Annotated in this window: 14 protein-coding genes; 10 read left to right on the top strand and 4 right to left on the bottom strand. The window is 37.8% G+C overall.

The features are described 5' to 3' along the window. Positions 1 to 16: 16 nt before the first annotated feature. Entirely contained in the window at positions 17 to 463 is a 447-nt protein-coding gene (locus M3610_RS10870) for a MarR family winged helix-turn-helix transcriptional regulator (RefSeq protein ID WP_098576270.1), read from the bottom strand. A 23-nt stretch (positions 464 to 486) separates the two neighbouring features. Next, positions 487 to 966, bottom strand: coding sequence for a glutathione peroxidase (locus M3610_RS10865; protein ID WP_251459119.1), 480 nt, complete (start codon positions 964 to 966; stop codon positions 487 to 489). A gap of 163 nt (positions 967 to 1,129) precedes the next feature. Between M3610_RS10865 and M3610_RS10860 the strand changes: the two genes are divergently transcribed. The 3 genes from M3610_RS10860 (at position 1,130) to M3610_RS10850 (ending at position 2,579) form a co-directional block, all read left to right on the top strand. Then, on the top strand, positions 1,130 to 1,354 hold the full coding sequence (locus M3610_RS10860; protein WP_098576268.1) for a hypothetical protein: 225 nt from the start codon (positions 1,130 to 1,132) through the stop codon (positions 1,352 to 1,354). Positions 1,355 to 1,504: 150 nt separating this feature from the next. After that, the gene (locus tag M3610_RS10855) at positions 1,505 to 1,915 is read left to right on the top strand and encodes a VWA-like domain-containing protein (protein ID WP_098576267.1); all 411 of its coding nucleotides are present in this window, start codon (positions 1,505 to 1,507) and stop codon (positions 1,913 to 1,915) included. Positions 1,916 to 1,970: 55 nt separating this feature from the next. Next, positions 1,971 to 2,579, top strand: coding sequence for a methyltransferase (locus M3610_RS10850; RefSeq protein ID WP_098576266.1), 609 nt, complete (start codon positions 1,971 to 1,973; stop codon positions 2,577 to 2,579). On the opposite strand, the gene M3610_RS10845 is transcribed toward M3610_RS10850, so the two are convergent. Beyond that, a complete protein-coding gene (locus tag M3610_RS10845) occupies positions 2,561 to 3,643 on the bottom strand; it encodes a GIY-YIG nuclease family protein (RefSeq protein WP_251459117.1) in 1,083 nt (360 codons plus the stop codon). The two genes, M3610_RS10850 and M3610_RS10845, sit on opposite strands and share 19 nt — an antisense overlap. Before the next feature lie 69 nt (positions 3,644 to 3,712). Further along, positions 3,713 to 5,197: a peptide MFS transporter gene (locus M3610_RS10840; RefSeq protein WP_251459115.1), complete on the bottom strand. Its 1,485-nt coding sequence runs from the start codon at positions 5,195 to 5,197 to the stop codon at positions 3,713 to 3,715. A gap of 410 nt (positions 5,198 to 5,607) precedes the next feature. Here M3610_RS10840 and M3610_RS10835 point away from each other — a divergent pair, with 410 nt between their 5' ends. From M3610_RS10835 to nikC, 7 genes are all read left to right on the top strand, one after another. Further along, positions 5,608 to 6,372 (top strand): MerR family transcriptional regulator, encoded by a 765-nt coding sequence (locus M3610_RS10835; RefSeq protein ID WP_251459113.1) that lies wholly within the window; start codon positions 5,608 to 5,610, stop codon positions 6,370 to 6,372. A 32-nt stretch (positions 6,373 to 6,404) separates the two neighbouring features. Then, entirely contained in the window at positions 6,405 to 7,028 is a 624-nt protein-coding gene (locus M3610_RS10830) for a GyrI-like domain-containing protein (protein WP_251459111.1), read from the top strand. 268 nt (positions 7,029 to 7,296) lie between these two features. Next, the gene (locus M3610_RS10825) at positions 7,297 to 8,310 is read left to right on the top strand and encodes an ABC transporter ATP-binding protein (protein WP_098576263.1); all 1,014 of its coding nucleotides are present in this window, start codon (positions 7,297 to 7,299) and stop codon (positions 8,308 to 8,310) included. After that, positions 8,291 to 9,259 (top strand): ABC transporter ATP-binding protein, encoded by a 969-nt coding sequence (locus tag M3610_RS10820; protein ID WP_251459109.1) that lies wholly within the window; start codon positions 8,291 to 8,293, stop codon positions 9,257 to 9,259. Before M3610_RS10825 ends, M3610_RS10820 begins: the two co-directional genes overlap by 20 nt. Positions 9,260 to 9,311: 52 nt before the next feature. Continuing rightward, positions 9,312 to 10,928: an ABC transporter substrate-binding protein gene (locus M3610_RS10815; RefSeq protein ID WP_251459107.1), complete on the top strand. Its 1,617-nt coding sequence runs from the start codon at positions 9,312 to 9,314 to the stop codon at positions 10,926 to 10,928. 128 nt (positions 10,929 to 11,056) lie between these two features. Next, positions 11,057 to 12,064 carry an ABC transporter permease gene (locus M3610_RS10810; RefSeq protein WP_098576260.1) on the top strand — a complete coding sequence of 336 codons (1,008 nt, stop codon included), beginning with the start codon at positions 11,057 to 11,059 and terminating at the stop codon, positions 12,062 to 12,064. A gap of 16 nt (positions 12,065 to 12,080) precedes the next feature. Continuing rightward, on the top strand, positions 12,081 to 12,980 hold the full coding sequence (gene nikC, locus M3610_RS10805) for a nickel transporter permease (RefSeq protein ID WP_251459105.1): 900 nt from the start codon (positions 12,081 to 12,083) through the stop codon (positions 12,978 to 12,980). The last annotated feature ends 5 nt before the right edge of the window (positions 12,981 to 12,985 follow it).

The following is a 12,985-nucleotide window of genomic DNA, read 5'->3' as shown; positions in this document are numbered from 1 at the left end:
TTTTTTGTATGTGGTTTTAATTACTCGCAATGTTCTCGATTTTCAACTTACTATGCAATTGATTCAGCCGTTCCATCAATTGTTTATATTCCTCGAGTTCAATATGGCAGGATTGTATTTTGTCACTGATTGTATTTGTTATTGCTTGCTTTTTTTCATAAGCTTTCTTTTCTAAGTAAATAAAGACCCTTCGTTCATCTACTGTTGAACGTTCTTTTCGCAGCCACCCATTTGCCTCCATTCTTGTAAGCATTGGAGTCAATGTTCCAGTCCCGAGACTCAATTTTTCTCCTATGTCTTTGACCGAAACACCATCATTTTCCCATAATGCTAATAGAACCAAGTATTGAGGGTAGGTTAAGCCGTAGGGCTGAAGTGCACTAGAATATAATTTATTGAATTCACTTGCTGTTTCGTATACAGCAAAGCAAAGTTGGTTTTTTAATACCATGAAGTCTTCCATGCTGATCACCTTACTTTAAATAATTATGACAATAATTTTTTAATATCTTTCTCAATCTTGCTTGGTTCAGTCGTAGGGGCATAGCGCTCAATTACCTGACCATTAGGATCGACTAAAAATTTTGTGAAATTCCATTTAATATTTTTAGTAAGTGTACCTGGCTTCTGGCTTTTTAAATAAGTAAATAGCGGATCGGCATTAGCGCCATTAACATCAATTTTCGCAAATATTGGAAACGTTACACCGTAATTTAGTTGACAAAACTGGGTGGTTTCTTCAATGTCGGCGAATTCTTGATTGTTGAATTGGTCACATGGAAAGCCTAAAATCTCCAAACCATCCTCTTTATATTTTTCATATAATTCCTGAAGTCCTTTGAATTGGGGTGTCAAACCACATTTGCTAGCAGTATTCACAATCAGTAATGGTTTACCCTCATAATCCATTATTGATTTTTCCTTACCATTTGTCATTTTTACATTAAAGTCATAAACTGTTGTCATTTAGCTTCCCCCTTAATATTAGGATTCATTTGTTTGAAAATATATCGCCTACGATTTAATCTTACACGATTTAATTGTGTGTGGCAAGTTTAAGTTAGTATTTATCAGTTGGATATCTCGAAATAGAAAGGAGAACGATAAAGGTGAAAAGGAGGTTTTTCAAATGGGGTTTAATATGTTAAATGGTAAGAATGAAGAAAAGGAAGTACTAAAAGACGTTCTTGTTGAGGCAATTGAAACAGAAGAAGATTTAATGCGGACCTATCTAATAACCGCAGAGCGAATTCATGATGATGATGAGCTAAAGGAACGTCTCGAGAATTTCGCAGAAGGAAATGCAAAACGAACCAAGCAGCTGATTGATGAGCTAAATGAAAACAAGGAATAAATAAGTATAAGCACATCTAGGGCAGACCAAGAAGGCCATTTTCTTATCCTGCACCTTCTTACTGATTACCGCTATTATCCAATCATAACCACCTTGTTATTAAACCAAAATAAGATGGTTCACTTATTCATTCCAAAGGAGTTGGTTGTGTTGAAATGGCACAAAACGATACTATCAATGATTCAACAGCGTCAGGATAAAAAGGTAGCACTGGCTGTTGACACTTCTACGAATGAAGCCCCAAGCATTTTAATCAATAACATAGTAAAACTGTTTGAACAAGTTAAACCGGATACCATATTAGTCCAAGCAGATTTTAAAATTAGAAGTACCACCCCCATTAAAAGTGATACAATTAAATACCATACACATGGGAAATCTTCATATACTTTGGTACTTGAGTGGGCAAAAGAAGAGAATATTGATACACTGTTTTACATTACGGATGTAACTGGCTTTATTTCTGAAGATATTGAAGATGTTAGCTATGAAATGATTTGGCTTGTACCTGGTTCTATATTGCCAAGAGTTCCGTTTGGGAAAGCAATAAAGGTAGCGTAAAAAGAAATCCCTCACGTAAAAGTGGGGGATGACCTTGCCTGAATAGGAGTATCAGATGAAAGAATTTTATTATGATAAATTGATGGGGATAAAAACGGGAGGGGACCAAAAGGGATTTCATAAGTCATTTCATTACCATCGTTATGAGCCCACTCCTTATAGTGCGCTAGAAGAATTATTTACACACTATCAAGTAAGCCGCAAGGACCGAATCATTGACTTTGGGTGTGGCAAAGGACGATTAAACTTCTTTATCCATTATCATTTTCATGCAACAGTTATTGGAATTGAAATGAATAGGGATTTTTATCAGGAAGCAATTGAAAATCGAAAAAAATATCAAAAAATGACTCACTCTATTAATGATGATATTTTTTTTCATTGTTGTCTTGCGGAAGAGTATCAAATTGATTCCTTAGATAATCGTTTTTATTTTTTTAATCCTTTTTCCATTCAAATTTTTATGAAAATCATTAATAATATCTTAGTTTCGGTTGAAATGGAGAAACGGGATGTTGAAATTATTTTATATTATCCATCAGAGGATTATATTTATTATTTAGAAAATAACACCATGTTTGAATTAAATAAAGAAATTATTCTTCCTTACATTCATGAACATAACCCAAATGAGCGATTTTTAATCTATCGATTAACCATATAGGTTTGCATTAACTTGTATATTTGACCATCTAATTTAGAGGTATATGAGGGCTTAAGCAAATGTTCTGAAATAATAATATAAGTACAGTTGCTTCCTTTTAAATAGCTATAGATAATCTGAGCGGCATCAATTTCATCTCGGCTAAGTTTATTAAAAGAATTATTTGCTGTTGCTTTAAAAATAGTTAATATACTGTTCTTAATGGTTTTATGAACAGATTCTGGATCGGACCAGTTAAACTTTTCTGAGAAAAGAATTTTGTTTTTCTGAATCAGGAATAGTTTATAAGTCCTGTCTGTTAATGGGGCAATAACAGCAATCTTTTTATTTCTTCCCGTAAATTCAATGACTTTTTCTTTATTAAGAAGTGAGTGGATGGCATTCAAGGTATCTCTATACTTTCCCGCCGCTTCGAAATCAAATTTTTCAGAGGCTTCGATCATTTTTTGCTCCATAATGCTAAGTAGACTTGTATCAAAACCTTGTAGTAAAGCAATAATTTTGTTCATTCTTTCATTGTACTCAATGAGTGCTGCCCCTCCCATACACATCCCGAGACATAAACCTAAGGAATAGTTTAAACATGGAGTATTCTTGTTAGAAGGGCTGCTGCAGTTCACCTTATAGAAGTCTTTCATCCCTAGTAGCGCCTTTTCTACTGAATTTTTGCTTTTATATGGGCCAAAATAAAGACTATCGGGCTTATCTGCGTCTTTACAAATTTCTATTCTTTGGTACTCTCCATCCCTGTCAATTCTGATGTAGATATAGGATTGAGGATTTTTCATCATCCGATTAAAAATAGGCTTCATTTCCCTTATTAATTCACATTCGAGCATAAAGGCTTCAAATTCTGTATCAGTAAGGATATAGTCGAAATCCTTTAAGCTGGCTTTCAGCTTGATGATTTTTTGTGTATGGGCCTTTGAATTTTGGAAGTATGAGCGCACGCGATTTTTAAGATTTTTTGCCTTACCCACATAAATAATTTGTCCATTGGAGTCCTTCATTAAATACACACCAGGGGTAGAAGGAAGGTGTTTTACTTTATCCTTTAAGTACATACAATAACCTCCTATCACTATATATCTTATCACAAATAAAAAAGGTGCCGTTTGGCACCTTTTTTATTATTACTTGATCCCTTTCATGAAACCTTGAATCTTAGGTGATAACATTAATAGGATAATACCTAGGGCGATGGACGCTCCGCCAATCACACCAAAGTAGGTCATTTCTGTTTCAGGGGTGTAGAATTTAACAACTTGTGCATTCAATGCTTGTGCAGCAGCACTTGCTAGGAACCATAAGCTCATTGTTTGTGCTGAGAATGCTGCAGGTGCTAATTTAGTTGTTGCAGATAGTCCTACTGGTGATAAACATAACTCACCAAATACAACGATTAAATAACTAAGAACAAGCCATAGTGGACTTACTAAAGAATCCGTACCTCCAAAATAAGCCGGGATAAGAATAACTAGGAATGACAAACCAGCAAATAATAATGATAATGAGAACTTTTGTGGAATCGATGGCTGACGCTTTCCTAATCTAACCCAGATCCAAGCAAATACTGGTGCAAAGATGATAATGAATAATGGGTTTAAAGATTGGAACCATGCTGGTGAAATCTTAATTCCCATCCAGTCTAATTGAGTCCGCTTATCCGCATAATTGGCAAGGATGGTTGAGCCTTGTTCTTGAATGGCCCAGAACATAACCGCTGCAATAAATAACGGAATATAGGCAATAATTCTTGAACGTTCAACTGTAGTAGTTTTAGGACTGCGATACATGACAACGAAATAAATCGTTGGGATTAAGATTCCAAGGAAAGTGACAATATTAATAAAGCTAGCAAAAGTTAAAAGACCGTTTGGAATTAATACGGCACATAGAACAGCAAGAATAATTACTGCTAGTCCAATAATGGTGAAAACCTTTTTCTTTTCTGCAGGAGCCAGTGGATTCGCCACCATCGTTCCAGCAAGGCCAAGATTTTTTTTCTTTGTTACACTAAACACGACTAACCCTAAGAACATACCTACTGCTGCAATCGAAAAACCGATGTGGAAGTTGCTTATCGACCCAACGATTAATGGAGATATGAATGCGCCTAGGTTAATACTCATGTAGTAAATAGTAAATCCTGCATCACGACGTTCGTCTTTTTCGCTATATAATTCACCTACAGCGGAAGAAACATTCGGCTTAAGCATCCCAGTACCTAGGACAATCAATACCATGGATACAAAGAACATAGCAACACTGCCAGGAACAGCAAGCGCTATATGTCCAAACATAATTAAGACTCCACCGTAGAACACGGCTTTCGAAGAACCGAAGATCCGGTCAGCCAGCCAGCCGCCAATGATTCCGGACATATAAACAAGTGATCCGTATATGGACATGATCGAAAGTGCAAGATTTTGATCAATGCCCAATCCGCCTTTAGAGACTTCGTAATACATATAGAAAACAAGGATGGCTCTCATTCCATAGTACGAGAATCGCTCCCAGAATTCAGTAAAGAAAAGGGTAGATAGTCCTTTAGGATGTCCGAAAAATCCTGTTTGAGGTACACTATCCACAATTTTCTGTCTATTGATGTTTGACATGTTATTACCTCCCTTTATATTATATTATAATACTTTCTTAAGTTTTGAATTGTCAAAAACATTTTTTAGTAAAAGGAGTAAAAGAAAGTTGTGAACATTGATAATACTGAATTTTAACTAATTTAGATCGAAAAAGAAAGTTTTTTTAAAATAGTAAATACATTCAGAGAAGAGGGACTTTTCACTCTACTAGAGTGATAGATAATCCTTTATCTTTAATTTTGGTTAAAAAAGTGCAAACTATACTAATGAGAAGAAATCCTCCAAATTAATTGGGTGCCTGACACCAAAGATGGACAAATGTCCATCTTTGGTGTCAGGCACCTTTTTCTAAAAATATAGGCGATATTATGATTGACTTTGACGTTGCGTAAAGGTGTATTGTTAGTTTTACAAGGAGGTGAAAGCGGATGGAATATACTGTACAGAAGCTTGGGAGTCTAGCAGGAGTTAGCACCAGAACACTACGGTATTATGATGAAATAGGGATTCTTAAGGCGGCAAGAATAAATTCATCAGGATATCGAATCTATGGGCAAGCAGAAGTGGATCGCCTGCAGCAAATCTTATTCTACAGGGAATTAGGAATTAGCTTAGAAAGCATCAAAGAAATCGTAACGGCTCCTTCCTTTGACGGGGCAGCTGCACTGAAAGAGCATCGAAAAAAACTCCTTGAGAAAAAGGAACAATTAGAATTGTTAATCGCAAATGTGGATAAGACAATTGCAGTTACGGAAGGGAGAATGAAAATGTCAAATAAAGAGAAGTTTGAGGGCTTTAAGAAAAAAATGGTGGATGAAAATGAAGAAAGATATGGAAAAGAGATTCGTGAAAAGTATGGGGATGATACTGTAAATAAATCCAATGCAAAACTTCAAAATATGACACAAGAGCAATATGAGGAGGTTACTAAGTTAGCTGAATTGATAACAGAAACACTAGCTGAGGCTTATAAAACAGGAGACCCTGCCGGAGATTTAGCTCAAAAAGCTGCTGATCTCCATAAACAATGGTTATGCTGCTATTGGAATGAATATAATAAGGAAGCTCATGCAGGTCTTGCACAAATGTACGTGGATGATGAAAGATTTACCGCCTATTATGATAAAGAACAGCCCGGTACGGCAGCGTTTCTAAGAGATGCCATTCATATTTATACCGGTAAGAAAAAATAATTTTTATAAAAGAAACAGGAGCTATATAAACTATGGGCACAAAAGTTGAGTATAAGAAAACGTATAAGCACATGTACCTGCCAAAAACTGTCCCTGTAATTATTGATGTACCAAAGATGTCTTATATTATGATAAGTGGAACAGGAGATCCAAACGGAGACGAATTTGCTCTAGCAACTGAGGCATTATACAGTCTTAGTTATGCTGTAAAAATGTCCTATAAAAGTAATGAAGTGCCTGAAGGTTACTATGAGTATACGGTTTTTCCACTTGAAGGTATTTGGGATTTAATTGATAAGTCAAAGCCTGTACAAGACAAAAGTAATTACAAATATACGATTATGATCAGACAACCTGATTTTCTAACCGAGAATCTATTTGAAAAATTTTTGGAGCAAACGAAAAAGAAAAAACCAAATCCATACCTTGAGAAAGCAATATTTGGTGAGCTAACAGACGGTCTTTCTTGCCAAATTATGCATATCGGACCTTTTGAGAATGAAAAGGAAAGTTTCAACAAAATGGAGTTCTTTTGCAAGGAAAATGGCTATATTCGAACAAGTAAAATCCACCGGGAAATTTATCTATCTGACCCTCGCAGGACGGATGCACAAAAGCTAAAAACAGTATTAAGATTCCCTGTAAGACAGCAATAGTCTTGCAGGGTTTTTTATTAATTTTTAGGATCTTTTAGTATTTTAGTATTTAAATTTAGAGTTTTGGCAAAAAAAGCCAAATCTACTTTATTGCATCGACGCGGCTCTGTAGAACTGGAATCTTTTGAACTTTTTTCACGTAATTGACAAATATGGATCGTACCACTAAAGTTATATATGTCATAATTATTTTAAAATTTACTATATTGTTATACTTCTGATAAATAAGAAAACATAAACACATACGAATGAACAGGAAGGTGTAAATGTGGAAAAGGATCCTATTCTTCGAATTAAAGACTTAAAGGTGTCATTTCAGTCAGGGAAGAAATTCGTTCCAGCTGTAGATGGTATCAGCTTTGATTTAAGAGATGGCGAAATACTAGGGATTGTAGGTGAATCTGGTAGTGGTAAAAGTGTTACTTCACTAACAGCCATGGGGCTGATTCCTACACCACCCGGGAAAATCGAGAATGGCGAAATTATTTTCGAAGGAAAAGACTTGAAAAATATATCTGAAAAAGAGTGGCGCAACATCCGCGGGAATCAGATTTCAATGATTTTCCAAGAACCCATGACATCATTAAATCCGCTCTTTACGATTGGCAATCAATTAATTGAAGCGATTCGCTTACATACAGACCTTTCAAAAAAAGAAGCAATGGCACGAAGTATTGAATTATTAAAGCTTGTTGGAATCCCAAGGGCAGAAGGAATAATTAAAGACCATCCTCACCAGCTTTCGGGCGGAATGAGACAGCGGGTTATGATTGCCATGGCAATGGCCTGCAATCCAAGGGTATTGATTGCGGACGAGCCAACAACAGCACTCGATGTGACAATTCAAGCACAGATCCTAGCATTGATGAAGGATTTAAATAGGAAGACAAATACAACGATCATTCTCATTACCCATGATTTAGGTGTTGTGGCTGAAATTTGTGAACGCGTCATTGTCATGTATGCTGGGCAAATCGTGGAGCAGGGTGATGTTCGAACGATTCTCAAAAATCCACAGCATCCTTATACGAAGGGCCTGTTAAAATCTGTACCCGATTTAAGAGGGAAAACAGAACGGCTGTATAGTATTCCGGGTGCAGTCCCAACTCCAGGGACGATTCATAAGGGATGTCGATTCGCGGCAAGATGCACAGAGACATTCACTAAATGCCAAGAAGAAACACCGGATTTATTTAAAACGGAAAAAGACGGACATGTTGTGCGCTGTTTCCTACATACATTGGAGAAGGAGAGTGACAACCATGTCAGAATTACTTCTTGAAGTTAATGGTTTAAAAAAGTACTTTCCGATTACAGGCGGCCTGTTTGGAAGGAAACAAGGAGAGGTCAAAGCGGTTGACGATGTATCTTTTTACGTTAAAAAAGGAGAGACATTGGGCATTGTTGGTGAAAGCGGCTGCGGTAAATCTACCACGGGCCGGCTCCTTATGCGCTTGATTGAAGCTAGCGACGGAAAGATTGTCTTTGAAGATAAAGAGATTACTAGTATGTCAAAAGCGGAATTAAGAAAAACGCGCCGGGATATCCAAATGGTTTTCCAGGATCCTTATGCATCGCTTAATCCAAGACATTCTATCGAACAGATTTTAGAAGAGCCTTTGATTGTTCATGGAATTGGGACAAAGGAGGAACGTAATAAGCAAGTGAGAGACATGCTTGAAGTCGTAGGCTTAAGCAGCTATCATGCCAAAAGATATCCCCACCAATTCAGTGGCGGTCAGCGTCAGCGGATTGGAATTGCAAAAGCGTTAATGACGAAACCGAAACTGATTATTGCAGATGAGCCTGTGTCAGCACTCGATGTGTCCATTCAAGCCCAGGTTCTCAATCTGATGAAGGATATTCAAAAAGAATTCCAGCTTACATACATTTTTATCGCTCATGATTTAGGAGTTGTACGCCATATTAGTGATCGCGTAGGCGTGATGTACTTAGGAAGATTAATAGAGTTAGCTGAAAGTGAGGAGCTTTACGAGAATCCAAAGCATCCATATACAAAAGCACTACTTTCAGCTGTACCAATACCAGATCCAGATATTAAGAGGGAAACTATTTTAATTGAAGGAGAACTTCCCAGTCCAGCAAATCCTCCTTCAGGCTGTGCCTTTCATACACGCTGCTCACAGGTGATGGATATTTGTAAAAATACTAGACCAGCGGAACAAAACCTGAACGGTCATTTTGTCGCATGTCACTTATATAACAAGTGATTTGCTGCATTTATGATAAAGAAAACAAAAATATAGGGGGTTAAAAAAGCTTATGAAGAAGAAATCTTTTAAACTGCTATTGATTTCTCTACTAGCCATCAGTATGTTTTTAGTTGGCTGCAGCAGCAAAACGAATGAAGAAGCAGGCGGCAAGAAAGATCCTGCCACAAGTGGCGGAGCGAAAAAGGATACTCTAGTATATGGCCGTGGTGGAGATTCTACATCACTAGATCCAATTACAACAACTGAAGGCGAAGCATTTAAAGTAACAGAAAACATTTTTGAAACATTAATCCAATATGGTGATCAAGATACCACAATTAATCCAGGTCTTGCTGAATCGTGGGAAGTGACACCTGATGGCTTAACTTACACCTTCAAGCTTCGTCAAGGCGTTAAGTTCCATGATGGTACTGATTTTAATGCAGATGCGGTTGTTTTTAACTTTGATCGCTGGATGAATGGAGATGCCGATAAATATCCTTATTACACTATGTTTGGTGGTTATAAAAAGGATGAGGGCCATGTAATTAAAGAAGTAAAAGCCCTAGATGCCAATACGGTTCAATTTGTACTAAAACGTCCACAGGCTCCATTTTTAAAGAATCTAGCAATGTCTCCGTTTGGAATTGCAAGCCCTGCAGCTGTTGAAAAATACGGTGACAAGTTTAGACAAAATCCAGTTGGTACGGGTCCATTTAAATTTGTGGAGTGGAAAGAAAACGATACTATTACACTTGAAAAGAACCCTGACTATTGGCAAGAAGGCCTGCCTAAGTTAAACAAAGTTATTTTCCGTGTGATTCCTGAAAATACTGCACGTCTGAACGCTCTTGCTAATGGTGAGATTGACGTAATGGATGGACTAAATAATTCAGATGAAGCTACGGTTAAAGGAAATGCTAACCTCCAAGTAATTGAACGTCCTTCTATGAACGTTGGTTATATCGGTTTAACAACTACTCGTAAACCATTTGATAACAAATTGGTTCGTCAAGCGATTAACTATGCTGTCGATAAAAAATCAATTATTGATGCATTTTATGGCGGGAAGGCTCTAGAGGCTGTTAATCCAATGCCTCCTTCCATCGAAGGCTACAATAAATCAGTTGAGCCATATCCATATGATCTAGAGAAAGCTAAAGCATTGTTGAAAGAAGCTGGATATGAAAAAGGATTTGAAATCGACTTATGGGCAATGCCTGTTGCACGTCCTTATATGCCAGAAGCACAAAAAGTGGCTGAAGTTATTCAAGAGAGCCTAAGCAAAATCAACGTCAAAGCCAAAATCCAATCTGTGGATTGGGCTACTTACCTAGATAAAGCAGCAAAAGGTGAATTTGATATGTTCATGCTCGGTTGGACAGGTGATAATGGAGACCCTGATAACTTCTTATACACATTGCTTGATAAAGATAGTATTGGAAGTAACAACTATTCCCAATACAGCAATGACAAGTTACATGACGTCTTAATTAAAGCACAAACAGAAATAGATCAAGCTAAGCGTAATGCACTTTACGAAGAAGCACAAGTGATTATCCACGATGATGCTCCATGGGTACCACTTGTTCACTCTACACCGCTGTTAGCAGCAGGGAAAGATGTGGCCAATTACTTACCGCACCCAACTGGATCAGAAGCATTAACTAAAGTTGAATTTAAATAATCATGGCTGAAAGGGGAGGAATTTTAGCCTCCCCTTTTGTTAGCTATGCATATTCATAATTAATGAAGAAAAGGGTTGAGTGGCAGCGTCTAGCCAGGCGCTTATGCTATACAGTGAGGTGAAATAAATTGTTAACATATACAGTTCGCCGGGTGTTTTCATTAATACCTGTATTAATAGGGATGACGCTTGTTGTATTTGCTATTATCCATGCTATTCCAGGAAATCCCGCTCAGGTAATTCTTGGTCAAAGAGCAACGGCAGAATCAATTGCCACGTTAACGAAGGAATTAGGGCTAGACAGGCCTTGGTACATACAATACGTAGATTATATTAATGCCCTTCTTCATGGGGATTTAGGTGAGTCACTACGGACAAGGGGGCCAATCAACGAAGAAATATGGCCTTACTTAGCAGCAACAGCAGAGCTAACTGTTGTAGCTATGTTGATTGCCATCGTTGTTGGGGTCAATGCAGGGATCGTCAGTGCCTGGTTCTCAAAATCATGGTTTGATTATGTTGCGATGGTGCTTGCACTGATAGGAGTGTCACTGCCGATTTTTTGGCTTGGTTTAATGGAACAATGGGTATTTTCCATTGAATTAGGATGGCTGCCAACGACGGGAAGAGAGAATGTAAGAGACCCTGTTTCAGCCATTACTAATTTCTATTTAATAGATACTTTAATACAAGGAAGAACCGATCAATTTATCACGGTCCTAAAGCATTTGGTCTTGCCAAGCATTGCACTTGCCACCATTCCAATGGCGATTATCGCAAGAATGACACGGGCGACCATGCTTGAGGTGATGAAGTCGGATTATGTCCGTACAGCGAGAGCAAAAGGACTGAGCATGTTTTGGGTCGTATATAAGCACTCCTTAAAAAATGCTGTCATCCCTGTTCTTACGATTATTGGGCTGCAAACGGGCCTTTTACTTGGAGGAGCAATTCTAACGGAAACCATCTTCGGTTGGCCAGGAATTGGAAGATATCTATATGATGCTATCGGCTACCGTGATTATCCGGTTATTCAGTCAGGGATATTAATTATTGCGGCAATTTTTGTTCTTATTAATTTAATCGTGGATTTATTGTATGTATTTGTTGACCCACGAATTAAATATACGAAATAGAGGAGGGGAATGAAGAGTGGCGGAACTTGCAAAAAAACCGGCAAATATAACGACGGTAATTGTTGAAGAAAAGCTGACACCTCCCTGGAAGGAAGCATGGATTTCATTTTATAAAAACCGATTAGCCTTAATAGGGTTAGGGATTGTTGTCTTTTTTATCATTATTGCAATAATTGCCCCGATTATTGCTCCATATAGCTATAAAGCTCAAGTCTTAACTGATCGAATGCTCCCTCCTTCTAGTGATCACTGGTTTGGGACCGACGACTTTGGACGTGATATTTTTTCTCGGATTGTTTATGGTGCTAGGATATCTTTGTGGGTGGGCTTTTTCTCCGTCTTAGGGTCTGTTGTGGCAGGGACATCCCTTGGAATTGTTGCTGGTTACTACGGCCGCTGGGTAGATGCAATTATCTCCCGCATTTTTGATATTATGCTAGCCTTTCCAAGTATTCTTTTGGCGATTGCGGTTGTTTCAATTTTGGGACCATCCTTACAAAATGCACTGATCGCAATTGCGGTTATTAATATCCCAAACTTTGGACGACTCGTTCGCTCTAAAGTATTAAGTGTTAAACAGGAAGAATATATTATGGCGGCCCGTGCAGTAGGAATGAAGGATACACGAATTCTACTTCGTCATATTTTACCAAATAGTATATCACCAGTAATCGTCCAAGCTACTTTGGCGATTGCCACCGCTATTATAGAGGCAGCAGCCCTTGGTTTCCTTGGAATGGGGGCACAGGCTCCGACGCCTGAATGGGGAAAAATGCTTGCTGATTCCAAAAACTATATCACGCAGGCACCTTGGACATTATTCTTCCCAGGGGTAGCCATTATGCTGACAGTCCTTGGCTTTAACCTAATGGGTGATGGACTAAGGGATATCCTAGACCCGAAAATGAAACAATAGATATA

It is taken from the genome of Neobacillus sp. MER 74, assembly GCF_023714155.1.
Note: the sequence above shows the minus strand (reverse complement) of the source record. Positions and strands in the feature narration are given on the sequence as shown.